This window comes from Streptomyces sp. NPDC052023, from assembly GCF_044548465.1.
GTDB lineage: Bacteria > Actinomycetota > Actinomycetes > Streptomycetales > Streptomycetaceae > Streptomyces.
The window spans coordinates 411,511-438,434 of the sequence record NZ_JBIUBW010000003.1 but is presented as its reverse complement, the minus strand read 5'-3'; the positions used below and the strand labels follow the sequence as shown (position 1 = coordinate 438,434).

Below are 26,924 nucleotides of genomic sequence, written 5' to 3'. Positions count from 1 at the left end.
CCAAGCATCCGTCCGGGTGGCGGAGGAATTGGCAACGCCGACAACCGGAGGAGAGTCATGGCAGAGGCGACGACGAAGGCAGCCGAGGAACTCGCACGGCGGTGGGCCACCGATCCCCGGTGGCAGGGCATCGAGCGCACCTACGGCGCCGAGGACGTCATCCGGCTCTCCGGCAGCGTCCGTGAGGAGCACACCCTGGCCCGGCGCGGCGCCGAGCGGCTCTGGCGTCAGCTGCACGAGAACGACTACATCCACGCCCTCGGCGCGCTGACCGGCGGCCAGGCGGTCCAGCAGGTCAAGGCGGGCCTGCAGGCCATCTACCTGTCCGGCTGGCAGGTCGCCGCCGACGCCAACCAGGCCGGCCACACCTACCCCGACCAGAGCCTGTACCCGGCCAACTCGGTGCCCCAGGTGGTGCGCCGGATCAACAACGCCCTGCTGCGGGCCGATCAGATCGCCACCGCCGAGGGCGGCGCGGACCGCACCGACTGGCTGGCCCCGATCGTCGCCGACGCCGAGGCCGGGTTCGGTGGCCCGCTGAACGCCTTCGAGCTGACCAAGGCGATGATCGCCGCGGGGGCCGCCGGCATCCACTACGAGGACCAGCTCGCGTCCGAGAAGAAGTGCGGCCACCTCGGCGGCAAGGTCCTCGTGCCGACGTCGCAGCACATCCGCACCCTCAACGCGGCCCGCCTCGCCGCGGACATCGCCGATGTGCCCACCGTGATCGTCGCCCGTACCGACGCGCTCGCCGCCAACCTGCTCACGAGCGACGTCGACGAGCGTGACGCCGAGTTCGTCACCGGGGAGCGGACGGCCGAGGGCTTCTACCGAGTGCGCAACGGCATGGCACCGGTCCTCGCCCGCGGCCTCGCCTACGCCCCCTACGCCGACCTCATCTGGGTCGAGACCGGCACCCCGGACCTCGCCCAGGCACGGGAGTTCGCCGAGGCGATCCACGCGCGGTACCCCGACCAGATGCTGGCCTACAACTGCTCGCCGTCCTTCAACTGGAAGGCCGCGCTGGACGACGACCAGATCGCCAAGTTCCAGCGGGAACTCGGGGCGATGGGCTACAAGTTCCAGTTCATCACACTGGCCGGCTTCCACTCCCTGAACCACGGCATGTTCGACCTTGCCCGTGGCTACGCCGAGCACGGCATGACCGCGTACGTCGACCTCCAGGAGCGGGAGTTCGCCGCGCAGGCGCACGGGTTCACCGCCGTCAAGCACCAGCGGGAGGTCGGTACCGGGTACTTCGACCTGGTCTCCACCGCCGTCAATCCGGCCTCCTCGACCACCGCTCTGGCCGGATCGACCGAGGAGGAGCAGTTCCACTAGGCCCAATGCCAGTGACTTTGCGGCCTTCCAGAGGCAGCCAGCGGCGACATCACCGCAGGTCAAAGGATCGCGCGCGTCGTTAAGTCACCGGCATTGCCACTAGGCCGGGTGCGGACTGCGGGCCGGGTGGGGCGGTTCGTGCCCACGCGGCGGTGCCGCAGACCGGTACAGCACCGCGCCCCTCACGGGGCGCGGTTCCTCCCCTCGTTCAGGAGAACCCCCATGACCGTCACCGCACTCGCTCATCAGGTCCGCGTTCTCGCCGCCCCCGGCGATCGTCACGACGAGATCCTCACTCCCGCCGCCCTCGACTTCGTCGGCAGACTGGCCACCGCGTTCGGCGAGCGCCGTCAGGAACTGCTCAAGGAGCGCCGGCGGCAGGCGATCCGGCTCGCGACCGGGTCCCCGTTCGACTTCCCGCTGGTCACCTCCGCGGTGCGCGCCGATCCCACCTGGCGGGTGGCCACGCCGGCGCCCGGCCTGACCGACCGCCGTGTGGAGATCACCGGCCCGCCCGACCGCCGCACGGCCGTCGACGCGCTCACCTCCGGTGCCCGGGTGTGGATGGCCGACTTCGAGGACGCCACCGCTCCCACCTGGGACAACGTCGTCGGCGGGCAGCTCTGCCTGCTCGACGCCGTCGAGCGCCGTTTCGACCTCACCGCGCCGGACGGCAACGACCACCGTCTCGGTGAGCGAGGCCGGCCGGCCACCGTCGTGGTCCGGCCGCGCGGCTGGCATCTGCTGGAGGAACACTTGGAGTACGCCGGGCAGCCCGTGCCCGCGTCCCTGGTGGACTTCGGCCTGTACTTCTTCCACTGCGCACAGCGGCAGATCGACGCCGGTCACGGCCCGTACTTCTACCTGCCCAAGCTGGAGAACCGCTACGAGGCCCGGCTCTGGAACGACGTCTTCGTCCTCGCCCAGGAGTTGCTGGGCATCCCGCGCGGCACCGTCCGCGCCACCGTGCTCATCGAGACGATCACCGCCGCGGTGGAGATGGAGGAGATCCTCTACGAGCTGCGCGAGCACAGCTCCGGCCTCAACGCGGGCCGCTGGGACTACCTCTTCAGCCTGATCAAGACCTTCGGCCACCGCACCGACTTCCTGCTGCCCGACCGGGCCAAGGTCACCATGACCGCCCCGTTCATGCGGGCGTACACCGAACTCCTCGTGCAGACCTGCCACAAGCGCGGCGCGCACGCCATCGGCAGCATGGCCGCCGAGGTGCCGGGCAGGGAACCGGCTGCCCGCGAGGCGGTCCTCGCCAGGGTCCGGCTGGACAAGGAACGGGAGGCCGAGGACGGCTTCGACGGCTCCTGGGTCGCCCAGCCCGGCCTCGTGCCGGTGTGCCGCGAGGTCTTCGACGGTGTCCTCGGCGACCGCCCGCACCAGATCGACCGTACCCGGGACGACGTGGAGGTCACGGCGGCCGACCTGCTGTCCGTGCGCCGGATCAGCGGCCCGCCCACCCCGGAGGGTGTCCGCACCAACATCGCGGTCGCGCTGCGGTACTTCGCCGCCTGGCTGCGCGGGCAGGGCGCGGTCGCACTGGACGGCCTGATGGAGGACGCGGCGACCGCGGAGATCGCCCGCGTCCAGATCTGGCAGTGGCTGCGGCACCGGGTCGTCGACCGGGAGACGGTGCTGCGGCTGCTGGACGACGAGCTGGCCGCCGTCGGCGCCGCGTACCCGTGGGCCCCGCTCGACGAGGTCCGTGAGCTGTTCGAACGTACCGCGCTGGCCGCCGAGTTGCCCTTGTTCTTCACCCCGGACGCCTACACCCGGCACCTCGTCCGCAACGCGACCGTGGAGGTTGGATCATGAGCGGGGACATCGTGCGCGTCGGCGTGGTCGGCGGCAGTCAGATGGGCGCCGGGATCGCGGAGGTGTGCGCGCGGGCCGGGCTGGACACGGTCGGGCCGCTGTCCCGTCGTCGGAGGTCGTAGCGGCAGCGGCCCGTACGCGGTGGTCGCGCGTACGCGGTGACGGCCCTTCGCGCCAGGCCGCCGGGCAGTGCCGGGCCCGGGCGCCGAAGCCACCGCGTCCTACGGATCGTTGGGAGGCGGGGGCCGGCGAATCGGGCGGCGGCCGCGCCCCGCCGCCGCGGGGCGGGTTGGCTTCGGCGGCGACGGAAGTCGCTCGCCGTCACCCCTGCACCGCACCGCACCGGCGGCGGCCGGCGTGCCGGGCGCCACGGTCTGCGTGCCGGGCAGGCGGGACCGCCGGACGCCCGGCCTGTCCGGATTGCCGCGCCTAGGATGGTTCTCACAGGCCCGGACCGGGGTGCCGCGGCGCGTCCCCGCGGTCGCCGCCGCAGGTGCCCCGTGAGAGAGGGGGTCGCCATGGGCGCTTCACGCCTGAGCAGTACGCCGCTGCCGGGAATCGGCGTCCGGTACGACCTGACCACTCACGAACACCGCCGCCTGTCGGTGGTCGCGCACCGGGACGGGGAGCGCACCCTCAGCACGTACCGCGAGGACGACCCGGACGACTGCGCGCTGTCCGTGCGGCTCACCGCCGAGGAGGCGGCAGCCCTCATCGACGCGCTGCTGCCCGCGCACCACACCCCGAATCTCCTGTACACCACCGATCTCGGACTGGTGGCCGAGCGGATCGAGTTGCCCGGGAACTCGCACTGGAACGGGCGGGTGCTCGGCGAGACCCGGCTGCGCACCACGACCGGCGCCTCGATCGTGGCCGTCCTGCGCCGGGCCGAGGCGATCCCCTCGCCCACGCCGGACTTCCGGCTGGCCGGGGGCGACACCCTGATCGTGATCGGCACCCGCGAGGGCCTGGAGGCGGCGGCCGGGAGACTCGGACGGGAGTGAGCCGCCGTGCACTCCTCGACCGTCTTCCTGATCGAGTTCGGGGCGATCATCCTGGCCCTGGGGCTCCTGGGCCGGTTCGCCGGCCGGCTGCGGCTCTCGCCCATACCGCTCTATCTGCTGGCCGGGCTCGCCTTCGGCAAGGGCGGCCTGCTCCCGCTGGGCGCCAGCGAGGAGTTCATCGCCGTCGGCGCCGAGATCGGGGTCATCCTGCTGCTGCTCATGCTCGGCCTGGAGTACACGGCCAGCGACCTCGTCACCAACCTCAAGTCCCACTACCCGGCGGGCCTGGTCGACTTCGCCCTCAACGCCCTGCCCGGTGCCGGGCTGGCGCTGCTGCTGGGCTGGGGTCCGGTCGCGGCCGTCGCGCTGGCGGGCGTCACCTGGATCTCGTCCTCCGGTGTGATCGCCAAGATCCTCGGCGACCTGGGCCGGCTGGGCAACCGCGAGACACCGGTCGTGCTCAGCATCCTGGTCCTGGAGGACCTGTCCATGGCCGTCTACCTGCCGATCCTCACGGCCTTGGTGGCGGGCATCGGCCTGGCGGCCGGCGGTGTCACCCTGGCCATCGCGCTCGGCGCCGCCGCCCTCGTCCTGGTCCTCGCGGTGCGCTTCGGCCGCCACGTCTCCCGTTTCGTCTCCAGCGACGACCCGGAGCAGCTGCTGCTGGTGGTGCTCGGGCTGACGCTGCTGGTCGCCGGGCTCGCCCAGCAGGTGCAGGTGTCCGCGGCGGTCGGCGCCTTCCTGGTCGGCATCGCGTTGTCCGGCGAGGTCGCCGAGGGCGCGTACGGCCTGCTGGCGCCGCTCCGGGATCTGTTCGCCGCCGTGTTCTTCGTCTTCTTCGGCCTCAACACCGACCCCGCGAGCATCCCGCCCGTCCTGCTGCCCGCGCTCGCCCTTGCCGCCGTCACCGCGCTGACGAAGATCGCCACCGGGTACTGGGCCGCGCGACGGGCGGGCGTCGCCGCGCGGGGCCGCTGGCGGGCGGGCGGCACCCTGGTGGCGCACGGCGAGTTCTCCATCGTCATCGCCGGACTCGCCGTCACCGCCGGGATCGAGCCGTCGCTCGGCCCGCTGGCCACCGCGTACGTCCTGATCCTGGTCCTCCTCGGACCGCTCACCGCCCGCTGCACCGAGCCTGTCGCCACACGCCTGGCGCGCCGGCGGCGCAGGTCCGCGTCCCGGGCCGGGGCCGGGCAGAACCCGCCCACTGGGCACCTCGACGACCAGGACACCGTCGGCAGGACATGACCGCCGCCCCCGCCGTGCCGCGTGCTGCTGCCCGGCCCACCGCCCCTGTGACGCAAAACACACGCCCAGGGGCGATTTTCGACCGCCGCGATGATGGATTCGACCGGCCCATCCGTACTTCCTGGCGTACACGCCGCTCGCGTCAGGAGGCTCCATGCCCGTCTCACCCAGCAAGTTGGGAAGCATCTTCGTGTTCGGCGCGATGGGTCTGACCCTCGCCGCCCTCGCGTACCCGGCCATGCTCGGGATCGAGAACACCGCCTCCTCCCCGGACCGCATCATCGCCAACACCGCCTACGGCCCGCTGACCGAAGCCGACCGGGACTTCGTCGTCAAGGTCCGCTCGGCGGGGCTGTGGGAGTACCCGCTCGGGGAGATGGCCATGGAACGGGGCACCACTCCGGAGATGAAGGAGGCCGGCGAGCACCTCATCGTCGGGCACGCCGCACTCGACGCCACCTGCCGCAGAATCGCGCCCGAACTCGGCATCACGCTGCCCAACCAGGCGACGCCTCAGCAGCAGCAGTTCGTGGCGACCGTGGACTCGGAGACGGGCCAGCAGTTCGACATCACTGCCGTCAACATCATGCGCGTGACCCACGGCCAGATCTTCCCGGCGATCGCCAAGATCCGCGCCAACACCAAGAACTCGCTGGTGCGGACGCTGGCCGACCAGGCCAACGACACCGTCCTGGACCACATCACGGTGCTGGAGAAGACCGGCATGGTCAACTACGAGCAGGTGCAGTTCCAGCAGACCTCGCCGCCGAAGCTGCCCAAGGAACAGCTGACCCCGCCTCCGCCTCAGCCGGGCTCTCCCGTCCTCGCCCTCAAGCCCCGCCCGGACCTCGACGTGAACACCACGGCCCCGACGCCGAGCCCGTCGAGCGCGGGACAGGTCGCGGGGCAGGTGGGGTGATCTGATCCGGGAGGGGCGCATCGTGTGACGCGGCGGTGCCGCCGCGGCCGTCAGGCCAGGAAGCGGCGGCGGGCGTCCTCGATGTGCCCCAGGTACTGCTGGGTCCAGCCGCACATGCCGTCGACCGTGGCCCGCAGGGCCCGCCCCGGCACCGTGAGGGTGTACTCGACCCGGGGCGGCACGGTGGGATGCACCTTCCGGTCCACCAGCCCGTTGCGCTCCAGCATGCGCAGGTTCTGGGTGAGCATCTTGTGGCTGACGCCCTCGACCTCGGCGCGCAGCTCGCTGAAGCGCAGGGTCCGCTCACCGAGAGCCTCGATGATCAGCAACGCCCACTTGTTGGCGACGTCCGAGAAGATCTCCCGCGCCAGCGAGTCGGCGCGCCGCAGGTCCGCGTCCTCGGGCAGGCCCGTGAACTGCTTGGTCACGACGCGGTCCCCCAGAGTCAACAGTGCGTTCGTCCAGTTCAGCGCTCACTCTCCTACGGTTTCCGAGTAACCGCAAGAGAGTGTGCAGGCGCGCCCCGTCGCTGCCCTCACGCCGTGGCGCCGCCCGTCCCGGGTACGGGAGGGCGGCGCTGCGATCAGATACGACGGGGCGTCAGCCCGGGCGGTGCCCAGGCTCGGAGTCGTTCGGGTCGACGCCGGTGAAGGCGTCGTCGTCCTTTGTGCCGCTGGGCCGGCCGGAGCGGCCCCTGCGGCCGCTGTCCCGCATGCCCTTCTCGGACTTCTGGGCATACTCCTCGCCGCTGCGCCCCTCGCTGCGGGCGACGTCCCCGGGGACGGACCGGCTCTCCTCCTTGGACTTGCGGCGGCCCGGCCCGGGCTTCGGCGCGTGTTCCTCGGCCTGGAACGAGCGCCGGGCACTGGGGTTGTCCTGCTGTCGCGTCTCGTCGACGTCGGGAGACCAGCCGTGCTGCTCGGTCCCTTCGTGCCGGCTCGGCCCACCGCCGCGAGACGACTTCGATGACTTGCGTTCCTTGGCCATGCGCCGACCTGCCTGTCCGCTGTCGGAAGGGGGGCACCCTCGGTGCCCGGACGCTAGCGATTCTCCCACTTCGCGACGAATAGGGCATAAATACGCAAATGATCGGCAACGCGGGTCCCGCGCGGCCTGCCGGATCCGGGGGGCGTCCGCCCGGCCATCTGGCGGGAACCCCGCCTCCTACGAGTGACCGGCGGGATTCGCGTCGACGTCCACGGATACGTCTGTATGACCATCACGGGCATGCGCATCCTGATCATCGGCAGCGCCTACAACAGCCTCACCCAGCGTGTGCACGCCGAGCTCCGTGACCGCGGGCACGGGGTCGCCGTCGAGGTGACGCCCCGCGGCGACGACGTGCGGGCGGCCGTCGGGCGGCATACCCCCGACCTGGTCGTCGCGCCGATGCTCAAGGCCGTCGTACCGCGCGATGTCTGGTCGGCCCGCACCTGCCTGATCGTCCACCCCGGGCCCGTCGGCGACCGGGGCCCTTCCTCCCTGGACTGGGCCATCCGCGACGGCGTCCGCGAGTGGGGCGTGACCGTCCTCCAGGCCGACGCGGAGATGGACGCCGGTCCGGTGTGGGCGACGGCCGCCTGTCCCGTTCCGGACGTGGGCAAGAGCGACCTGTACCGCAACGAGGTGTCGGACGCGGCGGTCGAGGCGGTGCTGCTGGCCGTGGAGCGGTTCGCCTCCGGCCGCTACGTGCCGCCGGAGCAGAGCACCCTGCCGAGCGCGCCCGGCGCGCGGACCAGGCCCGTGATGCGCCAGGAGAACCGCCGCATCTCCTGGGCCGGCGACTCAACCGACACCGTGCTGCGCACCCTGCGCGCCGCCGACTCGCAGCCCGGCGTGCTCGACGAGCTGCTGGGCGGCGAGTGGTTCCTGCACGGCGGCCGTCCCGAGTCCCGGCTGCGGGGGCGCCCCGGGGAGCTGCTGGCCACCCGGGCGGGCGCCATCTGCCGGGCCACTGCGGACGGCGCGGTGTGGATCCCCGAACTGCGGGAGCGTACGGCTTCCGGTGCCCCGCGCGCGTGCAAGCTCCCCGCCGTGACCGCACTGGGCGGGCGGCTGCCCCGGCTGCCGGACCTGGACACCGCCGGGAAGGCCGCCTGGTCCGACATCCACTACCGGGAGGACGGGCCGGTCGGGGTGCTGTCGTTCGCGTTCCCGGGCGGCGCGATGTCCACCCGCCACTGCCGGCGACTGCTGGCCGCTTACCGGGCGGCGTGCGCGCGGCCGACCACCCTGCTCGTGCTGGGCGCCGGGCGTGACTTCTTCTCGAACGGCATCCACCTGGGCGTCATCGAGGCGGCCGCCGATCCGGCCGCGGAGTCCTGGGCCAACATCAACGCGATGAACGACCTCGTCGAGGCGGTCCTGACCACGACCGACCGGATGGTCGTGAGCGCCGTCGGCGGCAACGCCGCGGCCGGGGGCGTGATGCTGGCACTGGCAGCCGACGAGGTGTGGTGCCGTTCGGGCGCGGTGCTCAATCCGCACTACCGGCGCATGGGGCTGTACGGCTCCGAGTACTGGACGTACAGCCTGCCCCGCCGGGTCGGTACGGCGACGGCGGAGCGGCTCACCCAGGAGGCGCTGCCCGTCACCGCCGCCCGGGCCCGGGACATCGGGCTGATCGACCGGGTCGTCGAGTGCGCCCCGGCGCGCTTCACGGACGAGATCACCCTTCTGGCCCAGCGGCTCGCGGCCTCGCCGGTCGCACAGGCGCGCCTGGCCGCGAAGAAGGCCGAGTGCGAGCGCCGGGAGGCGGTCACCCCGCTGGCGGCGGTCCGCGAGCGGGAGTTGAGCCGCATGCGCAGGATCTTCTCGGACCCCGACGCGCCCTACCACGCGCTGCGCCGGGCCTTCGTGCGCAAGGAGCGGGCGCCGGCCGGGCCGGGCGGTGCGGATGCGGTTACCGCGGCGCTGTCCGACGCTTAGCAGGAACATGGGCCGATTCGTCGGCTTTGACGCTTTTCCTCCCCGGGAGGCAGTTGATGAACGCAGCATCGCCGACCACGGCTCAGGAGCCGGGCGCGGCCGGCTCACCCGGCACGGACGAGGAACCGATCCACATCCTCTGGATCAACGCCGGGCTGAGTTGCGACGGCGACTCGGTCGCCCTGACCGCCGCCATGCAGCCGAGCATCGAGGAGATCGCCCTGGGAGCACTGCCCGGGCTCCCGAAGATCGCGGTGCACTGGCCGCTGATCGACTTCGAGTGCGGTCCGGTGGGCGGCGCGGACACGTTCATCGAGTGGTTCTTCAAGGGCGAGCGCGGCGAGATCGATCCGTTCGTCCTGGTGATCGAGGGGTCCATCCCCAACGAGTCGATCAAGCAGGAGGGCTACTGGTGCGGCTTCGGCGACAACCCGGAGACCGGCCAGCCCATCACCACCAGCGAGTGGATCGACCGGCTCGCCCCGAGGGCCCTGGCCGTCGTCGCGATCGGCACCTGCGCCACGTACGGCGGTATCCACGCCATGGCCGGCAACCCGACCGGCGCGATGGGGGTGCCCGACTACCTGGGCTGGGACTGGAAGTCGAAGGCGGGCATCCCGATCGTGTGCGTGCCGGGCTGCCCGATCCAGCCGGACAACTTCGCCGAGACGCTGACCTATCTGCTGTACCAGGCGGCGGGGTCGGCGCCGATGATCCCGCTGGACGACAAACTCCGGCCGACCTGGCTGTTCGGGGCGACCGTGCACGAGGGCTGCGACCGGGCGGGCTACTACGAGCAGGGCCAGTTCGCGATGTCGTACGACTCGCCCAAGTGCTCGGTGAAGCTCGGCTGCTGGGGACCGGTCGTCAAGTGCAACGTCCCCAAGCGGGGCTGGATGAACGGCATCGGCGGCTGCCCGAACGTGGGCGGCATCTGCATCGCCTGCACGATGCCCGGCTTCCCCGACAAGTTCATGCCGTTCATGGACGAGCCGCCCGGCGGCAGGTTCTCCAGCACCGCCAGCGGTGCGTACGGCGCGGTGATCCGCAGGCTGCGGTCCATCACGGCGAAGACGGTGGACAAGGAACCCAAGTGGCGGCACACGGGACGGGAGATCACCACCGGCTACCGGCCTCCCTGGTGACCTCGCTCCCCCAGCCGCTCCCCCACTCGCAGACCCGACCGACCGAAGGGCATCACAGACACAATGGCGACCTCGACGACATCCGGTGACGGCACCGGCCTGGTGGAGATGGCGTGGGACCCGATCACCCGGATCGTGGGCAGCCTCGGCATCCACGCGAAGATCGACTTCAAGCAGAAGCGGGTCGCCGAGTGCTACAGCACTTCGTCGGTCTTCCGCGGCTACAGCGTCTTCATGCGGGGCAAGGACCCGCGCGACGCGCACTTCATCACCAGCCGCATCTGCGGCATCTGCGGCGACAACCACGCCACGTGTTCCGTGTACACGCAGAACATGGCGTACGGCGTGAAGCCGCCGCACCTCGGTGAGTGGATCATCAACTGCGGCGAGTCCGCGGAGTTCATGTTCGACCACAACATCTTCCAGGAGAACCTGGTCGGGGTCGACTACTGCGAGAAGATGGTCCGCGAGACCAACCCGGGGGTCGTCGAACTCGCCGAGCGCACCGAGGCCCCGCACGCCGCCGACCACGGCTATCGCACCATCGCCGACATCATGCGCGCCCTGAACCCGCTGGAGGGCGAGTTCTACCGGGAGGCGCTCTCGGTCAGCCGCTACACGCGTGAGATGTTCTGCCTGATGGAGGGCCGCCATGTACACCCCTCCACGCTGTACCCGGGCGGCGTCGGCACCATCGGCTCCGTGCAGCTCTTCACGGACTACATGACCCGCCTCATGCGGTACGTGGAGTTCATGAAGCGGGTCGTACCGCTCCACGACGACCTGTTCGACTTCTTCTACGAGGCGCTGCCCGGGTACGAGGAGGTCGGCCGCCGCCGGGTGCTGCTCGGCTGCTGGGGGGCGTTCAACGACCCCGAGTACTGCGACTTCACCTACGCCAACATGACCGACTGGGGACGGAAGATGTTCGTCACCCCGGGCGTGATCGTGGACGGCAAGCTGGTCACCAACGACCTCACCGAGATCAACCTCGGCATCCGCATCCTGCTGGGCAGCTCGTACTACGAGGACTGGGTCGGCCAGGAGCAGTTCGTCACGCACGACCCGCTCGGCAACCCGGTCGACCCGCGCCACCCGTGGAACCAGCACACCATCCCGGCCCCGCAGAAGCGGGACTTCAACGACAAGTACAGCTGGGTGATGTCGCCGCGCTGGTTCGACGGCAAGGACTACCTGCCGCTGGACACCGGCGGCGGCCCCATCGCCCGCCTGTGGTCCACGGCCCTGTCCGGGCTGGTGGACATCGGGTACGTCAAGGCCACCGGGCACAGCGTGGTCATCAACCTGCCGCGCACGCTCACCAAGCCGGAGACCACCTTCGAGTGGAAGATCCCGCGGTGGAGCAACGCCATCGAGCGCAACCGCGCCCGGACCTACTTCCAGGCGTACGCCGCCGCGGTGGCGCTGCACAGCGCGGAGATGGGTCTCGCCGAGGTACGCGCCGGACGCACCCAGACGTGGGAGAAGTTCGACGTGCCGGACGAGTCGATCGGCGTCGGCTTCACCGAGGCGGTGCGCGGTGTGCTCTCGCACCACATGGTCATCCGGGACGGCAAGATCGCCAACTACCACCCGTACCCGCCGACCCCGTGGAACGCCTCCACCCGCGACACCTACGGCACCCCGGGCCCGTACGAGGACGCGGTGCAGAACACCCCGATCTTCGAGGAGAACCCGCCCGAGAACTTCAAGGGCATCGACATCATGCGCGCCGTGCGCAGCTTCGACCCGTGCCTGCCGTGCGGTGTGCACATGTACGTCGGCGACGGCCGCACGACGAAGGCGATGCACGTCCCCACCGGACTGAGCGGTCTGGCCGGATGAGCGGGACGCACGGCACGGTGAACGCGGAGACGGCCGGCCGGCTCGTCGAGGAGGTCCTCGACCGGCTGGCCGCCTCCGGCGACCCCACGGCGTGCGAGGCGGCCGAGGAACTCGTCCGGGTCCTCATGGAGTTCTACGGCGCGGGCCTCGCCCGTGTCATGGATCTCGTCGAGAGCCACCCGGGCGCCTCCGCCGCTCTCGATGCCCTGCTCGGCGACGAGTTGGTGGCGAGCCTGCTGGTGCTGCACGGGCTGCACCCGGAGGACGCCCGCACCCGGATCGCCCGCGCGCTGGACGGCCTCGCGCAGCCCGTCGAGAACGCCGGTTTCGACCCGGCGACCGGCGTGCTGCGGCTGCGGGTCGTCGGCTCGGGAGGCTGCGGCTGCGGCTCGGGCGGTGCGGGCGTGGAACAGGCGGCGCGGGACACGCTGGCATGCTTCGCGCCGGAGGTGACCTCCGTGGCGATGGAAACCCCGGCGCCGGAGCCCGCGCTGCTCCAGATCGGGTCCGCGCCGCCGGGCGCCGGGACGGACGGCCGCTCGCCGGCCACCGCACGGTGAGCGCGCCGCAGACCGGCCCGGGGCTCCTGCGGCACGGCACCGGGCCACGGGGCCTGCGCCGCTTCACCGCCCCGCGCCCGCCTCGCGAGGAACGCTGCGAACTGTGCGGTGCGCCCCTCGCCGACGCACGCCACCGGCATCTCGTGGACGTCGAGAAGCGGGCGCTGGCCTGCGCCTGCGATCCGTGCGCGCAGTTGCTGGACCGTTCCGCCGACACCCAGGGCCGCTTCCGGACGGTACCCCGCCGGTATCTGCGCGACCCCGGCCACCGGATCGACGAGCAGGCCTGGGAACGGCTCGGCATCCCCGTCGGCGTCGCCTTCTTCTTCCGCAACTCGGAGCTCGGCCGGCTCGTCGCCCTGTACCCGAGCCCGGCCGGGGCCACGGAGAGCGAACTGGACCCGGAGACCTGGCAGTCCGTGCTGTCCGCCACGGAACTGGCCGGCCTGCTGGCACCCGACGTCGAGGCGCTGCTGCTGCGCCGGCAGCAGGGCCGGGTCGAGTGCTACCTGGTCCCGGTCGACATCTGCTACGAACTGGTCGGCCGGATGCGGCTGCGCTGGCAGGGCTTCGACGGCGGCGCGGAGGCACGCGCCGACCTGGAGGCGTTCTTCACGCACGTGCGGGAACAGGCCCGCGAGCCGCGAGGGAGCCGCTCGTGACCGACTTCGCGTTCGCGTGCACGGGGGTGCGCGCCGACCCGTACGCCATGGGGCCCACCCTGGTGTTCCGGCTGCGTGTCACCGCGTCCCCGCCGGCCCGGGTGCACGCGATGGCGCTGCGCTGCCAGATCCGGATCGAGCCCGCCCGGCGCGGCTACGCCGAGGCCGAGGCCGAGGCGCTGACCGACCTGTTCGGCGACCGGTCCCGGTGGGGCAGCAGCCTCAACCCGATGCAGTTCGCGCAGGTGCAGGTGATGGTGCCCGCATTCACCGGCGAGGTCGAGACCGATGTCGCCGTGCACTGCACCTACGACATGGACATCGCGTCCACCCGCTACTTCCACGCCCTGCAGGACGGGGAGGTGCCGCTGCTGATGCTCTTCTCCGGCACCGCCTTCACCGGCGAGGGCGGCTTCCGCGTCGAGCCCGTCCCCTGGGACAGGGAGGCCGGTTGCCGGATGCCGGTGAAGACCTGGCGGGAGATGGTCGAGCAGCATTTCCCGGGCTCCGGCTGGATCCGGCTGCCCCGGGACACCATGGACGCCCTGCTGGCGTACCGGTCGCGGCGTGCGCTGCCCTCGTGGCAGGAGACCGTCGAGACGCTCATGTCGGCGGCCGGGGAGAGGACAACGTGACCACGACGACCTTCCGCCCCGAGACCGAGGCCCGCCTGGCCGTCGCCCGGCAGGTCGCCGACGCCGTGCTCTTCGAGGGGTACGTGCTCTACCCGTACCGTGCCTCCGCCGCGAAGAACCGGCTGCGCTGGCAGTTCGGAGTGCTGGTGCCCCCGGCCTGGGGCGCGGCCACCGAGGAGCACGACTTCCAGCACACCGAGTTGCTGATGGAGCCGAAGCGGGGCGCGACGCTCGCCGTGGAGGTGCGCTTCCTGCACGCCCAGCGGCGGACCGTGGAGCGGGCCTGCCCGGGCGGTGGCTTCGAGCCGGTACCCGAACTGGCGCTGGAGGACCGCGTGCTGGTCCCCTGGGACGAGGGGCACGAGGAGCAGGTGCGGTTCGTGGTGCCGGTGGCGGATACCGCCGACGGCGACACCGTCGTGCCGTTCGGCATGCCCGCGTCCGAGGAGACCGAGCCCGTCACGGACGGCGCGGGCCGTACCGTCGGCCGGCTGGTGCGGCGCCGGGAGGAGATCAGCGGCGCCCTGCGCCTGTCGGTGAGCGAGCTGGAGGGGCCGTACCGGACGCAGCGGCTGAGCGTGGTCGTGGAGAACACGAGCGGCTGGCTGCCCGCGCGGGACGCCGACCGTGACGCGGCCCTGACCCGCTCGCTGGTCGCCTGCCACACCCTGCTCTGCCTGGACGCCGGGCGGTTCCTGTCGCTGACCGACCCGCCGGAGTGGGCCAAGGGCGCCGTCGCGGCCTGCCGCAACCTGCACACCTGGCCGGTGCTGGCCGGTGAGCCGGGCCGCGGCGACCTCGTGCTCTCCTCGCCGATCATCCTGGAGGACCACCCCGCGATCGCCCCTGAGAGCCCCGGTGCCCTGTACGACGCCACGGAGATCGACGAGATCCTCGCCCTGCGCACCGCCGCCCTCACCGACGAGGAGAAGCGCGAGGCCCGTGGCACCGACGAGCGGGCTGCCGCGGTGATCGACCTGGCCGACTCGATGCCGCCGGAGGTGCTGGAGCGGCTGCACGGGGCGGTGCGCAGCCTGCGGGAGGTCACCGGACCGGGCACGCGCGCGGCGGCGGACGCGCCGTCGTTGCGCACGCCCGGTGAGGATCCGTTCGGGCAGAGCGACGTCCTGCGCCCCGGCACTCCCTGGTGGGACCCGGGCGCGGACGGCTCCGTCGATCCGGCCCGCGACCACGTGCTGGTCGACGGGCAGCCGGTGCGGGCGGGCTGCCGGGTGGTGCTGCGGCCCCGGCTGCGGCACACCGACGCGCAGGACCTGTTCCTCGACGGGAGGCAGGCGCTGGTGGAGGCGGTGCTGCACGACGTCGACGGTGGTGTGCACATCGCGGTCACCCTGGACGACGACCCGGGCGCGGACATCCGCCGGGAGCAGGGGCGTTTTCTGTACTTCCAGCCCGACGAGGTGGCCGTCGCCGAGATCCGGGAGGACGCGTGAAGGCCGCCACCGCACCGAGCCCCCGCGCCCTGGTCGCCGGGGTGGGCAACATCTTCCTCGGCGACGACGGCTTCGGCGTCGAGGCGGCACGTCAGCTGTCCGCGCGGCAGCTGCCCGCCGGCGTCGAGGTCGCCGACATCGGCATCCGCGGGGTGCATCTGGCGTACCAGCTGCTCGACGGGTACGACACCCTCGTCCTCCTCGACGCGACGGCTCGCGGCGGGAAGCCCGGGACGCTGTATGTGATCGACGCGGCGGAACCGGGCAGCCGCCGGCCGCCGGAAGGCGTCCCGCTGGACGGCCACCGGATGTCGCCCGACGCCGTACTGGCCCTGCTGGACACCCTGTGTGCGGGCACCGGTGCGCAGCCGCCGCGCCGCACCCTGGTGGTGGGATGCGAACCCGCCACCGTCGAGGAAGGCATCGGGCTCAGCCCGGCCGTCGCCGCCGCGCTGCCGGAAGCGGTGCGCCTGGTCGTCGGGCTGCTGCGCGATCGAGCCGCTGTGAAGGAAGACGATGAAGCAGCCGTATAGGTGCCGAGGGTTTCGCCGAGGCACCCACCACCCCACGGAGAGCACCATGAACAAACGCATCATCAGCGGTGCCGCCGCCGCGACCGCCGCCACCGCGCTCGCCGCGCTCGCCGCGCATGTCATGCCCGACATCAGGCGTTACCTGCGCATTCGCCGCATGTGACACCGGCCCGACCGTCCGCCGCCTGCCGGGTGCACCGAACGGGCCAGGCATCCGTGTGACCCCGGCGCGCCGCTCGGCCGGCCGCCGGGACCCCGCCGTGTAATGGGCGCCCAGGACATCAGCCGGGCCCGGGACGGAGACCGATGCACGAAATGTCCGTCGCCCTGTCGGTCGTGGACCAGGTCGAGCGAGCGGCGCAGTCACGCGGCATGGCCGGGGTACGCGCCGTCCATCTCGACATCGGCGAACTGGCCGGTGTGGTGCCCGACTCCCTCGTCTTCTGCTTCGAACTGGCCTGCGCCGGGACCGTCCTGGAGGGCGCCGCACTCACCACCCGGCCCGTGCCCGGCCGGGCCTCCTGCGCGCCGTGCGGGCGGGCTTGGGCCACCGGGATGCCGCCGGACATGGTCTGCGCCGCCTGTGGCAGCGCGGCCAGCGAGCTGCTGGCGGGCCGTGAACTACAGATCACCGAGGTGCACTGGGCGAACCCGGCCGACCCACCCGCACCGACCCCCGCCACCCATCCCGAGGAGAGCTGACCATGTGCCGTGTATCCGACCTGCGGCAGGCGGTGCTCGCCAAGAACAGCACGGCGGCCCGCGTCCTGCGTACCGAACTGACGGCCCAGGGCACGACGGTGGTCAACCTCCTGTCCAGCCCTGGCAGTGGCAAGACCGCGCTGCTGGAGCGGGAGCTGCTGCTCGCCCGGGAGCGCGGCATCGCGACCGCCGCCCTCACCGCGGACCTCGCCACCGAGAACGACGCCGTTCGGCTGGCGCGTTCGGGCGTGCCGGTCAAGCAGGTGCTCACCGACGGGCTTTGCCATCTGGAGGCGGACATGCTGGCCGGGCATCTGCACGAGTGGCTGCCCGAGGACACCCGGCTGCTGTTCGTGGAGAACGTCGGCAACCTGGTGTGCCCCGCCTCCTACGACCTCGGCGAGTCGCTGCGGGTGGTCCTGGCGTCCGTCACCGAGGGCGAGGACAAGCCGCTGAAGTACCCGACCGCGTTCGGGCTGGCGCAGCTGGTGCTCGTGACGAAGTCCGACCTGGCCGGGCCGGCCGAGTTCGACGAGGCCGCCTTCCGGACGCACGTCGAGCGGGTCAACCCGGGAGTCGAGGTCGTGCTGACCTCCGTGCGCAGCGGCGAGGGCGCCGGTGTCCTGGTCGACCGGGCGCTGGCGGCGGCCGAGGGACGCTCGGTCCACGCGCCGGTGATGGCCCGGGCAGAGGCGTGAGCACGGCGCCGGAGGCCGGCCCGGCCCCCGACGTCCGTACCGCCCCCGCCGTGCGGCGGGCCCGGGTCGTCGTACGGGGTGTGGTGCAGGGCGTGGGTTTCCGGCCGTATCTCTACGCGCTCGCCACGGAGTTGCGGCTCGCCGGCCATGTCACCAACACCGGTGACGGCGTGCTCGTGGAGGTCGAGGGCGCGCCGGAGGACGTCGCACGGTTCTGCGCCCGGATCGCGCCCGGTGCCCCGCCGCTCGCGGTGGTGGAGGCGGTGGAGGCCACCGACCTGCCGCCCACCGGGGCCGGCGGCTTCACCATCGTCCCCTCGCGCACGGCCGGCTCCGTCCGCACGCTGGTGGCCCCCGACACCGCCACGTGCGCCGACTGCCTCACCGAGCTCACCGACCCGGCCGACCGGCGATACCGCCACCCCTTCATCACGTGCACGCACTGCGGGCCGCGCTTCACCATCGTGACCGGTCTGCCGTACGACCGTGAACACACCACGATGGCGGGCTTTCCGCTGTGCCCCGAGTGCGCCCGCGAGTACGACGACCCGGCCGACCGCCGTTTCCACGCCCAGCCCGTCGCCTGCCCCTCCTGCGGCCCGCGCCTGAGGCTGACAGGGGCCCGGGGCGAGGCGCAGGGCGGCGATCCGATCGAGGCGGCCCGCGCGCTGCTCGCCGCGGGTGCCGTGGTCGCCGTCAAGGGCGTCGGCGGCTACCACCTCGCGTGCGACGCGACCGATCCGGTGGCGGTCGCCGAGCTGCGGCGCCGCAAGGCGCGCGGGGACAAGCCGTTCGCGCTGATGGCCGCCGACGTCCGCGACGTCGAGCACCTCGTGCATGTCTCGCCCGCCGAACGGGAGTTGCTCACCGGCCGGGAGCGGCCCATCGTCCTGCTGCGCCGGCGCGCCGCCGTCCGGACCGTTCCCGGTGCGCCGGTGCCCGCCGAGGCCGTGGCGCCCGGCAGTCCGGACCTCGGCGTCATGCTGCCGTACACGCCGGTGCACCACCTGCTGTTCGGCGGCGAGGACGCGCCCCGGCTGCTGGTGATGACGAGCGGCAACCTCTCCGGCGAGCCCATCGTCACCGACGACGCCGAAGCCCTCGAACGGCTCGCGATCCTGGCCGACGCCTGGCTCACCCACGACCGGCCCATCCACGTGCCGTGCGACGACTCCGTCGTGCGGGTGTGCGACGGCGAGCCCCTGATGCTGCGCCGCTCACGCGGCTACGCTCCCCTGCCGGTCCCCCTGCCCGTGCCGGTGTCCCCCGCGCTCGCGGCCGGCGGCGACCTGAAGAACGTCTTCTGCCTCGGCGAGGGCGGCAGGGCCTGGCTGTCCGCGCACATCGGGGACATGGACGACCTCGCCACACAGCGGGCGTTCGACCGCGCGGAGCGCCAGCTGGAGTCCGTCACGGGGGTACGGCCGGCCCTGCTCGTGACCGACACGCACCCGGGATACCGCTCGGGCGCGTGGGCGCGGCGGCATGCGGGCGGACGCCCCGTGGCCCGGGTCCAGCACCATCACGCCCATGTCGCCGCCGTGATGGCCGAGCACGGTCTCCCGGCGGGCAGCCGGGTGATCGGGGTCGCCTTCGACGGCACCGGCCACGGGGACGACGGGGCCGTGTGGGGCGGTGAGTTCCTGCTCGCGGGCTACGACGGCTTCCGGCGCTTCGCCCACCTGGCGTACGTGCCGCTGCCCGGTGGGGACGCGGCGGTGCGGCGGCCGTACCGCATGGCGCTGGCGCATCTGCACGCGGCGGGCCTCGCGCCCGGCCCCGACCTGCCGTGCGTCGCCGCCTGCCCGGATGCCGAACTCCCGCTGTTGCGGACGCAGTTGCGGCGGGGACTGAACTGTGTGCCGACATCCAGCATGGGGCGGCTCTTCGACGCCGTGTCGTCCCTGGCGGGGGTCTGCCAGTACGCCGGCTACGAGGCGCAGGCCGCGATCGAGCTGGAGGGCGCCGCCGTGTCCGCCGGCGGCGAGCACGACGATCCCCGGTACGCCTTCCGGCTGGCGGGCCAGGAGCCGGTCACCGCCGATCCGGGGCCGCTGCTGGCGGCCGTCGCCGACGACGTGAGGGCGGGCGTTCCCGTGGCCGTGGTCGCGATGCGCTTCCATCTCGCCGTCGCCCGGCTGGTGCGGGCGGTGTGTGCCGTGGCGCGAACGGCGACGGGGCTCACGACCGTGGCCCTGAGCGGCGGGGTGTTCGCCAACACGCTGCTGTCCTCGGCCTGCGCCCGTGGGCTGCGCGCGGACGGGTTCACCGTCCTGCGGCACCGCGGGATCCCGCCGAACGACGGCGGACTGGCCCTCGGCCAGCTCGTCGTGGCCGCCCGCGCGGCGGACCGGCCCGGATCCGGATGACGGGCGCGGGGCCCGCCGCCCGGCAAGGACTCACGCTCGACAAGGACGCGAAGGAGACACGTATGTGCCTGGCGGTACCCGGCCGAGTGCTGGGCATCGAGGAACGGGACGGCACCCGCATGGCCACCGTCGACTTCGGCGGGGTGGTCAAGGAGGTGTGCCTGGAGTACCTGCCCGACCTTCAGGTCGGTGAGTACGCCATCGTCCATGTGGGGTTCGCCCTGCAACGGCTGGACGAGGAGTCGGCCCGCCGGACGCTGGAGCTGTTCGAGAACCTCGGCATGCTCCAGGAGGAGTTCGGCGACCCCTGGGAGCAGGCCGGTCAGGCCGCACTGCCCGACGCCGGGGAGGTGCGGCAGTGAAGTACATCGACGAGTTCCAGGACCCGGAGCTGGCGGCGCGGCTGCTCGACGACATCAGGGCCACGGTGACCCGGCCGTGGGCGCTGATGGAGGTGTGCGGCGGGCAGACGCACACCATCATCCGGCACGGAATCGACCAGCTGCTGCCCGACGAGGTGGAGTTGATCCACGGGCCGGGCTGTCCGGTGTGCGTCACGCCGCTGGAGGTGATCGACAAGGCGCTGGCGATCGCCTCGCGGCCCGAGGTGATCTTCTGTTCCTTCGGTGACATGCTGCGCGTGCCGGGCACCGGACGTGACCTGTTCCAGGTGCGCGGTGAGGGCGGCGACGTCCGGGTGGTGTACTCGCCGCTCGACGCGCTGCGGATCGCCGGGGAGAACCCCGACCGGCAGGTGGTCTTCTTCGGCATCGGCTTCGAGACGACGGCTCCGCCCAACGCGATGACGGTCCATCAGGCCCACAAGCACGGCATCCGCAACTTCAGCCTGCTCGTCAGCCACGTCCGGGTCCCCCCGGCCATCGAGGCCGTCATGCAGTCCCCGGACTGCCGGGTGCAGGGCTTCCTCGCGGCCGGTCATGTGTGCAGTGTGATGGGCGTCGAGGAGTATCCGGCGCTGGCGGAGCGGTTCCGGGTGCCGATCGTGGTGACCGGCTTCGAGCCGCTGGACATCCTGGAGGGCGTCCGGCGGACCGTGCGGCAACTGGAACGCGGCGAGCACACCGTCGAGAACGCCTACCCGCGCGCGGTCCGGCCGGAGGGCAACCCGGCGGCGCGGGCGATGCTGGACGACGTCTTCGAGGTCACCGACCGGGCCTGGCGCGGCATCGGGGTCATCCCCGACAGCGGCTGGCGGCTGTCCGGCCGCTACCGGGACTACGACGCCGAACACCGCTTCCAGGTCGGGGACATCAGGACGCTGGAGCCGGCCGAGTGCCGCAGCGGCGAGGTGCTGCAGGGGCTGCTGAAGCCGCACGAGTGCGAGGCCTTCGGCACGACGTGCACCCCCCGCACACCGCTGGGGGCGACGATGGTCTCCAGCGAGGGCGCCTGCGCGGCGTACTACCTGTACCGGCGGCTGGAGCTGCCGGAGCGGGCGGCGCCGGTGACCGTGCCGGCCACGAGCCAGGAGGGCACCTCCCTTGTCTGACATCACCGCAGCGCCGGACATGCTCTCCTGGACCTGCCCGGCGCCCCTGCGGGACGGGCCCCGGGTGGTGATGGGCCACGGCGGTGGCGGCGCCCTGTCGGCCGAGCTCATCGAGCAGGTCGTGGTGCCCGCGCTGGGCGGGCCGGAGCCGGCCCCGCTGACCGACTCCGCGACCGTCGAGCTCGGCGGTGCGCGGCTCGCCTTCTCCACCGACTCCTTCGTCGTGCGGCCGCTGTTCTTCCCCGGCGGCAGCATCGGTGACCTGGCCGTCAACGGCACGGTCAACGACCTCGCCATGAGCGGGGCCCGCCCGGCGTTCCTGTCGTGCGGGCTCATCCTGGAGGAGGGCGTCGAGATCGCCACGGTCGCCAGGGTGGCCGGAGCGCTCGGAGCCGCCGCGTCCGCGGCCGGGGTGCGGGTCGTGACCGGTGACACCAAGGTCGTCGAGGCCGGGCACGGTGACGGTGTCTACATCAACACCTCCGGCATCGGCCTGATCCCGGCCGGGGTCGACCTGCGGCCCGAGCGGGTCGTCCCCGGCGACGTCGTCATCGTCAGCGGAGCCGTCGGCCTGCATGGCGTGGCCATCATGAGCGAGCGGGAGAACCTGCGGTTCGAGGTCGGGATCGAGAGCGACTGCGCTCCGCTCGGCGGGCTCGTCGAGGCGATGCTCGCCGTCACGCCCGACCTGCATGTGCTGCGCGACCCGACCCGCGGCGGGCTGGCCGCCTCCCTCAACGAGATCGCCTCGGCGTCCGGGTGCGGGGTCGTCGTCCAGGAGCGGGCCGTACCGGTGCCGCCTCCCGTGGCCGGCGCCTGCGCCATGCTGGGGCTCGACCCGATGTACGTGGCCAACGAGGGCAAGCTCGTCGCCTTCGTACCCCGGGAGCACGCCGACGCGGTCCTCGCCGCGATGCGGGCGCACGAACGGGGGGCCGAGGCGGCGATCGTCGGCGAGGTGGTCGCGGACCACCCGGGCATGGTCGTGGCCCGGACGGGGCTGGGTGGAACGCGCGTGGTGGACCTGCCACTGGGCGAGCAGCTGCCGCGGATCTGCTGAGGCGGCCGGAGAGCGCGGTGTGCTTCGGAGGCGCCGAGGCACACCGTCGTCACCTGCCGCCGGGGCCGGCGGGACGATCGCACCCGCCGCCGCAGCGGGGCCGGCCGCTCCGAGCCCAGGACACACCCGCGTCCTGGCCCGCGGTCGGCGAGGAGATCCTGCGCGCGGACGCCCCCGTCCCGCATCGCCGCCCGTCGTCCTCTGACGGGCTTCCCCTGGCGTCAGTGGGTCAGGCCCCGGCGGCCCGGGCGGGTGTCCAGGGTCCAGGTGTGGGTGCAGCCGGGGCACTGGAGGTGGACGCGGGCGCCCTCGTTGGAGATCAGGTAGCGCCAGTGCGTCGGGCAGTTGCGGCGGGCGGCGCAGGTCACGCAGTCGCGGGCGTCGTCGCAGCGGGGGCAGGGCACCCAGGCCCGGCGGGCCCGGTCGGCGTGCGGATCAATGGGAAGTCGCATCGCCCGCGTCCCGCCCCGGCAGCACACCGGCCGCCACCAGCATGGCGTACGTCCGCTCCTGCTCCTCGTCGAGGCCGGAGTAGAGCAGCGTGTGAGCCGCCTCCTCCGACCGCAACGCGGCCACGGGGTCCCAGTCGGGTTCGAGTGCGGCCAGCACCTCGGCCCGCCGGCGGGCTTCCTCCCGCGTCAGGTCGATGCTGAAGGGCACGTGGTCCGGAGCGGGGGTGTCATCCATGAGGGCGGTGCTTTCACGCGGGAACGTACTTGCCCAGCCACGTCTACCAGGCGTGATGCTCCACGTGAAGCGGATGTGACGGATGCCATCGTCCGGGACCCCTGCGGTCAGGCCGCCTGATCGTCCCGCCGGGCGGGCTCGTCGGGCTCGGGGCGGTCCGTCCGCCCGGAGCGTGCGGGGACGGCCGTACGTCCGACCGCTGCGGCGAGTTTGCGCAGCCGCCGCCAGTCCAGGCGGGGCGGCAGGTCGGGCACGCCCGGCCGTTCGCGGGGGACGCGCACGCGCAGGGCACGGCGCTCGATCCGGCAGCGCACGGGTGTGCTCAGGGTGGTGGCCTCACCGTCGAGGCCGACCTCCAGTTGCGGCTCGTCGGCCTCGATGATCACCTCGTGGGCCGTGAGCGCCCCGAACCCCTGCGGGTCGAGCAGCAGCTCCGCCGCCTCGAGGGCGCTGTCCACCTTCACGGAGAGCACGCCGAGCCTGCCGGAGTTCAGCCGCTGGCGCCGGCCGAACCCGAGGGGGTCGTCGATGCGGTACGGGTTGTTGCTCACCAGCACGGCCTGCGGATCGGTGAACGTCCTGCCGTCGGCGTGGGCGGTCAGGCGCGGGCCGAGCTGCCGGCTGAGCAGGTCGGGCAGCAGATCCAGCGCCGTACCGACCTTGTCGTCGCGGTAGCCGGGGCTCTGCACGACGGCGCCGTACACGCCGAAGGAGGCGTTGTTGACGAACGGGCGGTCGCCCGCGAAGCACAGGTCGACGCGGACTTCCACACCGTCGGTGAGCGCGTCCAGGCAGCCGGCGGGGTCCTCGCGGTCCAGGCCGAGGTCCATCGCGAAGTGGTTGCGGGTGCCGGCCGAGATCACGAGGAACGGCAGTCCGTGTTCCGCCGCCACCGCCGCGACCAGCGCCTGGGTGCCGTCGCCGCCCGCGACACCCAGCAGGTCGGCGCCGTCGGCCACGGCCTGGCGCGCGAGCGCGGCGACATCCTGATGCTGCTCGGGATCCAGCAGGACGACCTGCGCACCGAGGCTCTCGGCCTTCTCCCGCAGTGCGAACTTCTCGACCTTGCCACCGCCCGAGCGCGGGTTGAGCAGCAGGAAGGGGCGTTGCGGGGGCGGGGTGCGGTACTCACGCAGCCGTCCCTGCCGCAGCCCGGTGCTGCGCAGCGCGTACCGGCCGCTCCACACGGCCGCGCACCACAGCAGGCCGGAGACGGTGACCACCCACAGGAGGTTCGCCCGCGCGAAGAGCACGACCACGCCGACGGGGGTGGCGAGGGCCAGCAGTGCGGCGGCCACGCGCACGGGGCCACGGCGGGAGAGCGTCCACCACAGGGCGGCGAACGTGAGACAGAGGCCCGCGAGCCCCACGACGAGCAGGAGCAGGCCGCCGAGGCCGCCCTGCGCCAGCGGCAGCAGGACCGCCGCGGCCACCGCCGTCAGCGCGCCCCTGGCGGCCCATATCTGCCGCCGGTGCCGCCACTCCACCGATGTCGCTCCCACAGGTCCCCTCCACACGCGGCCGGCCGGTGCCGGCCGACGTCGCCGTCCATGCGCTTCAAAGGTCTCATGCGGGCGAAGGGCGGCGCAGAGGGGCGGGGGCGCGCGGGTGTCCGCGGCGACGTGGAGAGGGGGTGCACGGCGGCTCGCGGGGCGGCGACCCACGGTCCGCGCGCGCGGGCGGACCGGTCCGCGCGCCCTGCCGCCTGATCCGTTCGAGTGGTGTGTTCCCCCGCACGGTCGTAGCGTCGGAACCAGTCGGCCCGACCGACGCGCACGGACGCAGCACAACGGCGGGGAGCGGAGATGAACAGGCACAGCACGCGGGCGGCCCTCACGCTCTGCGCCGCGGCGGCGCTCGTGGCGTCCCTGGGCACCGCCTCCGGCGCGCCGGCGAGCGCGGGCGCGGTGCAGCAGGCCGAGGAGCCGGTGCTGGTCGACTGCTTCTGGCGCCCCGCGGTGCGCCCCGACGACTTCATGCTGGCCTGCGGTGACGGCAACAGCCGGCTCGCCTCCCTGAAGTGGCTGCGCTGGGACGGGGACGCGGCGATGGCCAGGGGGGTCAACTGGGTCAACGACTGCAAGCCGTACTGCGCGGCGGGCAGGTTCCAGTCGTACTCCGTGACGGTGCGGCTGGAGGACCCGAAGCCGTGGAAGAAGAACCCGGACATGCAGCAGTACGGCAAGATCAGCCTGACCTACACGGACGGCAGGCCTGAGGGGTTCCCGAAGGTGGTCACGTACCCCCTGTGGAGTTGAGCCGAAGCCTGCTGAGGCAACGCATGTCCGCTCACTGAAGGTCCATGCCGATGCGGGCCCTCACCAAGAGGGCCTGTATTGGCATGGACCTGACTGGCATGCCTGGCTAAGCTCTGCCACGACCCTCTGAGAGCGCTCTCACTTGCGGTTGTTCCACCCCCACCTTGCTGGAACGACGAAGGGCAACTCCCTTGAGACGCAAGCGACTCACGCATGCCGGTCTGGCCGCGCTCCTGATGCTGGGCAGCTGGACCGCCGCAGGAACTCTCCCGGCCGCGGCGAGCGACTCCTCCCCCACGGGCGGCGTACCCCAGGCCTCCGCGGGACTCGTCCAGGCCATGCAACGCGACTTCGGGCTGAGCGAGGCCGAGGCCGAGACGCGGCTGGCCGCCGAGGCCGAGGCCCGGGACATCGCGCCCGACGCCCGCAGGGCCGCAGGAGCGGCGTACGGCGGTTCGTGGTTCGACGCCGGCGACGAACGGCTGACCGTCGCCGTCACCTCCGACGCCCCGGCCGCCACCGTACGAGCCGTCCGCGCCACCGGCGCGGCCGTGCGCACCGTGGAGCACAGCGCGCGCGAGCTCGACGCGACCGTGGCGCGCCTGGACCGGATCGACGCGCCCCGGGGAGTGAGCAGCTGGCATGCCGACCCGGTGGCCAACACGGTGGTCGTCGACATCGTCGACGGCCGGCGTTCCGGCAACGATGTCCGCCGATTCGTCTCCCGCGCCCGCGCGGCCGGTCCGGTCACCGTGCGGACGGTGCCGGCCGCGCCCGGCACCTTCGCGGCCGGGACGGTCGGCGGCGACCCGTACTACACCGGCAACGTCCGCTGCTCCATCGGCTTCTCGGTGCACGGCGGGTTCGTCACCGCCGGGCACTGCGGCGGAGGCGGAGCGGCCGTCCGCGGATGGGACGGCACGCACATCGGCACGTTCCAGGGCTCGTCGTTCCCCGGCGACGACTACGCCTGGGTCAGCGTCGGCAGCGGCTGGTGGACCGTCCCGGTGGTCCTCGGCTGGGGCACGGTCCCGGACCGCCTCGTGCGCGGCTCGGCCGAGGCACCCGTCGGCACCTCGATCTGCCGCTCCGGCTCCACGACGCGCTGGCACTGCGGCACCGTGCTGGCCAGGAACGAGACCGTCAACTACAGCCAGGGCGCGGTGCACCAGATGACGAAGACCAGCGTCTGCGCCGAACCCGGCGACTCCGGCGGCTCGTTCATCAGCGGCGACCAGGCACAGGGTGTCACCTCCGGCGGCTGGGGGAACTGCTCCGGCGGCGGGGAGACCTGGTTCCAGCCGGTCAACGAGATCCTGAACCGCTACGGTCTGACGCTGCACACGGCGTGAGCACCCGACGCGGACGACGCTGAACGGCGCGACAGCAAAAGGGTTCCGCCGGTCCACCCGGCGGAACCTCCCTGATCCCCCTCGGCCGTTCGCGCGGGTCGGCGTCGGAACATCCAGGCCAAAGGGATGATCATTTCCTTGTTACGCGTTGGTGACGAACGGGACGAAGTGGTGGCATGGCCGCAGG

Annotated in this window: 27 protein-coding genes and 1 pseudogene; 23 read left to right on the top strand and 5 right to left on the bottom strand. The window is 72.7% G+C overall.

What is annotated here, in order from left to right; translation table 11 throughout:
- Positions 1–57 precede the first annotated feature (57 nt).
- The 6 genes and pseudogenes from aceA to ACIHCM_RS09590 all read left to right on the top strand — a co-directional run bounded on the left by aceA (position 58) and on the right by ACIHCM_RS09590 (position 6,339).
- Complete coding sequence (gene aceA, locus ACIHCM_RS09615) at positions 58–1,341, top strand: isocitrate lyase (RefSeq protein ID WP_399891749.1); 1,284 nt, start codon at positions 58–60, stop codon at positions 1,339–1,341.
- A 222-nt stretch (positions 1,342–1,563) separates the two neighbouring features.
- Complete coding sequence (gene aceB, locus ACIHCM_RS09610) at positions 1,564–3,168, top strand: malate synthase A (protein ID WP_399891746.1); 1,605 nt, start codon at positions 1,564–1,566, stop codon at positions 3,166–3,168.
- Positions 3,165–3,260, top strand: a pseudogene (locus ACIHCM_RS09605) (3-hydroxybutyryl-CoA dehydrogenase); the annotation flags it as partial. The gene aceB and the pseudogene ACIHCM_RS09605, both read left to right, overlap by 4 nt.
- A gap of 426 nt (positions 3,261–3,686) precedes the next feature.
- Entirely contained in the window at positions 3,687–4,172 is a 486-nt protein-coding gene (locus tag ACIHCM_RS09600) for a cation:proton antiporter regulatory subunit (protein ID WP_399891744.1), read from the top strand.
- A gap of 6 nt (positions 4,173–4,178) precedes the next feature.
- Positions 4,179–5,420, top strand: a complete 1,242-nt coding sequence (locus ACIHCM_RS09595; RefSeq protein WP_399891741.1) for a cation:proton antiporter — start codon at positions 4,179–4,181, stop codon at positions 5,418–5,420.
- A 154-nt stretch (positions 5,421–5,574) separates the two neighbouring features.
- Positions 5,575–6,339 (top strand): DUF4142 domain-containing protein, encoded by a 765-nt coding sequence (locus ACIHCM_RS09590; protein ID WP_399891738.1) that lies wholly within the window; start codon positions 5,575–5,577, stop codon positions 6,337–6,339.
- 50 nt (positions 6,340–6,389) lie between these two features.
- On the opposite strand, the gene ACIHCM_RS09585 is transcribed toward ACIHCM_RS09590, so the two are convergent.
- Positions 6,390–6,767, bottom strand: coding sequence for a winged helix-turn-helix transcriptional regulator (locus tag ACIHCM_RS09585; protein WP_399891735.1), 378 nt, complete (start codon positions 6,765–6,767; stop codon positions 6,390–6,392).
- Positions 6,768–6,939: 172 nt separating this feature from the next.
- A complete protein-coding gene (locus tag ACIHCM_RS09580; RefSeq protein WP_399891732.1) occupies positions 6,940–7,326 on the bottom strand; it encodes a hypothetical protein in 387 nt (128 codons plus the stop codon).
- A 240-nt stretch (positions 7,327–7,566) separates the two neighbouring features.
- On the opposite strand from ACIHCM_RS09580, the gene ACIHCM_RS09575 reads away from it, so the two are divergent.
- The 15 genes from ACIHCM_RS09575 to hypE all read left to right on the top strand — a co-directional run bounded on the left by ACIHCM_RS09575 (position 7,567) and on the right by hypE (position 22,440).
- Positions 7,567–9,267 (top strand): enoyl-CoA hydratase-related protein, encoded by a 1,701-nt coding sequence (locus tag ACIHCM_RS09575; RefSeq protein ID WP_399891729.1) that lies wholly within the window; start codon positions 7,567–7,569, stop codon positions 9,265–9,267.
- Between the two features lie 56 nt (positions 9,268–9,323).
- A complete protein-coding gene (locus ACIHCM_RS09570; protein WP_399891726.1) occupies positions 9,324–10,412 on the top strand; it encodes a hydrogenase expression protein HypE in 1,089 nt (362 codons plus the stop codon).
- Positions 10,413–10,475: 63 nt separating this feature from the next.
- On the top strand, positions 10,476–12,257 hold the full coding sequence (locus tag ACIHCM_RS09565) for a nickel-dependent hydrogenase large subunit (protein ID WP_399891723.1): 1,782 nt from the start codon (positions 10,476–10,478) through the stop codon (positions 12,255–12,257).
- Positions 12,254–12,817, top strand: a complete 564-nt coding sequence (locus ACIHCM_RS09560; protein ID WP_399891720.1) for a hypothetical protein — start codon at positions 12,254–12,256, stop codon at positions 12,815–12,817. The genes ACIHCM_RS09565 and ACIHCM_RS09560 overlap by 4 nt, the downstream gene beginning before the upstream one ends.
- The gene (locus tag ACIHCM_RS09555) at positions 12,814–13,479 is read left to right on the top strand and encodes a DUF5947 family protein (RefSeq protein ID WP_399891717.1); all 666 of its coding nucleotides are present in this window, start codon (positions 12,814–12,816) and stop codon (positions 13,477–13,479) included. The genes ACIHCM_RS09560 and ACIHCM_RS09555 overlap by 4 nt, the downstream gene beginning before the upstream one ends.
- Positions 13,476–14,114 (top strand): DUF6084 family protein, encoded by a 639-nt coding sequence (locus tag ACIHCM_RS09550; protein ID WP_399891713.1) that lies wholly within the window; start codon positions 13,476–13,478, stop codon positions 14,112–14,114. Before ACIHCM_RS09555 ends, ACIHCM_RS09550 begins: the two co-directional genes overlap by 4 nt.
- Positions 14,111–15,568 carry a hypothetical protein gene (locus ACIHCM_RS09545; protein ID WP_399891710.1) on the top strand — a complete coding sequence of 486 codons (1,458 nt, stop codon included), beginning with the start codon at positions 14,111–14,113 and terminating at the stop codon, positions 15,566–15,568. Before ACIHCM_RS09550 ends, ACIHCM_RS09545 begins: the two co-directional genes overlap by 4 nt.
- Positions 15,565–16,101, top strand: coding sequence for a hydrogenase maturation protease (locus tag ACIHCM_RS09540; protein WP_399891707.1), 537 nt, complete (start codon positions 15,565–15,567; stop codon positions 16,099–16,101). The genes ACIHCM_RS09545 and ACIHCM_RS09540 overlap by 4 nt, the downstream gene beginning before the upstream one ends.
- A gap of 46 nt (positions 16,102–16,147) precedes the next feature.
- Complete coding sequence (locus tag ACIHCM_RS09535) at positions 16,148–16,264, top strand: DUF6893 family small protein (RefSeq protein WP_399891704.1); 117 nt, start codon at positions 16,148–16,150, stop codon at positions 16,262–16,264.
- A 143-nt stretch (positions 16,265–16,407) separates the two neighbouring features.
- On the top strand, positions 16,408–16,803 hold the full coding sequence (locus ACIHCM_RS09530) for a hydrogenase maturation nickel metallochaperone HypA (RefSeq protein ID WP_399891701.1): 396 nt from the start codon (positions 16,408–16,410) through the stop codon (positions 16,801–16,803).
- A 2-nt stretch (positions 16,804–16,805) separates the two neighbouring features.
- Positions 16,806–17,501 carry a hydrogenase nickel incorporation protein HypB gene (hypB, locus tag ACIHCM_RS09525; RefSeq protein ID WP_399891698.1) on the top strand — a complete coding sequence of 232 codons (696 nt, stop codon included), beginning with the start codon at positions 16,806–16,808 and terminating at the stop codon, positions 17,499–17,501.
- Positions 17,498–19,870, top strand: a complete 2,373-nt coding sequence (gene hypF, locus ACIHCM_RS09520; protein ID WP_399891695.1) for a carbamoyltransferase HypF — start codon at positions 17,498–17,500, stop codon at positions 19,868–19,870. Before hypB ends, hypF begins: the two co-directional genes overlap by 4 nt.
- Before the next feature lie 62 nt (positions 19,871–19,932).
- Complete coding sequence (locus ACIHCM_RS09515) at positions 19,933–20,232, top strand: HypC/HybG/HupF family hydrogenase formation chaperone (RefSeq protein WP_393107627.1); 300 nt, start codon at positions 19,933–19,935, stop codon at positions 20,230–20,232.
- On the top strand, positions 20,229–21,380 hold the full coding sequence (hypD, locus tag ACIHCM_RS09510; protein ID WP_399891691.1) for a hydrogenase formation protein HypD: 1,152 nt from the start codon (positions 20,229–20,231) through the stop codon (positions 21,378–21,380). Before ACIHCM_RS09515 ends, hypD begins: the two co-directional genes overlap by 4 nt.
- Positions 21,381–21,399: 19 nt before the next feature.
- Complete coding sequence (gene hypE / locus ACIHCM_RS09505) at positions 21,400–22,440, top strand: hydrogenase expression/formation protein HypE (RefSeq protein ID WP_399892198.1); 1,041 nt, start codon at positions 21,400–21,402, stop codon at positions 22,438–22,440.
- A 221-nt stretch (positions 22,441–22,661) separates the two neighbouring features.
- Here the strand turns inward: hypE and ACIHCM_RS09500 are convergent, their stop codons facing one another.
- The 3 genes from ACIHCM_RS09500 to ACIHCM_RS09490 form a co-directional block, all read right to left on the bottom strand.
- Complete coding sequence (locus ACIHCM_RS09500; protein WP_393107633.1) at positions 22,662–22,892, bottom strand: hypothetical protein; 231 nt, start codon at positions 22,890–22,892, stop codon at positions 22,662–22,664.
- Positions 22,876–23,127 carry a DUF6400 family protein gene (locus ACIHCM_RS09495; protein ID WP_399891688.1) on the bottom strand — a complete coding sequence of 84 codons (252 nt, stop codon included), beginning with the start codon at positions 23,125–23,127 and terminating at the stop codon, positions 22,876–22,878. The genes ACIHCM_RS09500 and ACIHCM_RS09495 overlap by 17 nt, the downstream gene beginning before the upstream one ends.
- A 107-nt stretch (positions 23,128–23,234) precedes the next feature.
- Positions 23,235–24,629 (bottom strand): diacylglycerol/lipid kinase family protein, encoded by a 1,395-nt coding sequence (locus tag ACIHCM_RS09490; RefSeq protein WP_399891685.1) that lies wholly within the window; start codon positions 24,627–24,629, stop codon positions 23,235–23,237.
- Positions 24,630–24,932: 303 nt separating this feature from the next.
- On the opposite strand from ACIHCM_RS09490, the gene ACIHCM_RS09485 reads away from it, so the two are divergent.
- Together ACIHCM_RS09485 and ACIHCM_RS09480 are read left to right on the top strand one after the other, a co-directional pair.
- Positions 24,933–25,385 carry a hypothetical protein gene (locus ACIHCM_RS09485; protein ID WP_399891682.1) on the top strand — a complete coding sequence of 151 codons (453 nt, stop codon included), beginning with the start codon at positions 24,933–24,935 and terminating at the stop codon, positions 25,383–25,385.
- Positions 25,386–25,576: 191 nt separating this feature from the next.
- Complete coding sequence (locus tag ACIHCM_RS09480; RefSeq protein ID WP_399891679.1) at positions 25,577–26,737, top strand: S1 family peptidase; 1,161 nt, start codon at positions 25,577–25,579, stop codon at positions 26,735–26,737.
- Positions 26,738–26,924 lie beyond the last annotated feature (187 nt).

Excerpts from the sequence above, each read along its gene's own strand:
- ACIHCM_RS09570 (WP_399891726.1), top strand. The coding sequence starts at position 9,324 with ATGAACGCAGCATCGCCGACCACGGCTCAGGAGCCGGGCGCGGCCGGC.
- ACIHCM_RS09565 (WP_399891723.1), top strand. The coding sequence starts at position 10,476 with ATGGCGACCTCGACGACATCCGGTGACGGCACCGGCCTGGTGGAGATG.
- ACIHCM_RS09485 (WP_399891682.1), top strand. The coding sequence starts at position 24,933 with ATGAACAGGCACAGCACGCGGGCGGCCCTCACGCTCTGCGCCGCGGCG.
- ACIHCM_RS09495 (WP_399891688.1), bottom strand. The coding sequence starts at position 23,127 with ATGGATGACACCCCCGCTCCGGACCACGTGCCCTTCAGCATCGACCTG.
- aceA (WP_399891749.1), top strand. The coding sequence starts at position 58 with ATGGCAGAGGCGACGACGAAGGCAGCCGAGGAACTCGCACGGCGGTGG.
- ACIHCM_RS09530 (WP_399891701.1), top strand. The coding sequence starts at position 16,408 with ATGCACGAAATGTCCGTCGCCCTGTCGGTCGTGGACCAGGTCGAGCGA.
- hypB (WP_399891698.1), top strand. The coding sequence starts at position 16,806 with ATGTGCCGTGTATCCGACCTGCGGCAGGCGGTGCTCGCCAAGAACAGC.
- hypE (WP_399892198.1), top strand. The coding sequence starts at position 21,400 with ATGCTCTCCTGGACCTGCCCGGCGCCCCTGCGGGACGGGCCCCGGGTG.
- ACIHCM_RS09575 (WP_399891729.1), top strand. The coding sequence starts at position 7,567 with ATGCGCATCCTGATCATCGGCAGCGCCTACAACAGCCTCACCCAGCGT.
- ACIHCM_RS09515 (WP_393107627.1), top strand. The coding sequence starts at position 19,933 with ATGTGCCTGGCGGTACCCGGCCGAGTGCTGGGCATCGAGGAACGGGAC.
- aceB (WP_399891746.1), top strand. The coding sequence starts at position 1,564 with ATGACCGTCACCGCACTCGCTCATCAGGTCCGCGTTCTCGCCGCCCCC.
- ACIHCM_RS09600 (WP_399891744.1), top strand. The coding sequence starts at position 3,687 with ATGGGCGCTTCACGCCTGAGCAGTACGCCGCTGCCGGGAATCGGCGTC.
- ACIHCM_RS09500 (WP_393107633.1), bottom strand. The coding sequence starts at position 22,892 with ATGCGACTTCCCATTGATCCGCACGCCGACCGGGCCCGCCGGGCCTGG.
- ACIHCM_RS09535 (WP_399891704.1), top strand. The coding sequence starts at position 16,148 with ATGAACAAACGCATCATCAGCGGTGCCGCCGCCGCGACCGCCGCCACC.
- ACIHCM_RS09590 (WP_399891738.1), top strand. The coding sequence starts at position 5,575 with ATGCCCGTCTCACCCAGCAAGTTGGGAAGCATCTTCGTGTTCGGCGCG.
- ACIHCM_RS09580 (WP_399891732.1), bottom strand. The coding sequence starts at position 7,326 with ATGGCCAAGGAACGCAAGTCATCGAAGTCGTCTCGCGGCGGTGGGCCG.
- ACIHCM_RS09560 (WP_399891720.1), top strand. The coding sequence starts at position 12,254 with ATGAGCGGGACGCACGGCACGGTGAACGCGGAGACGGCCGGCCGGCTC.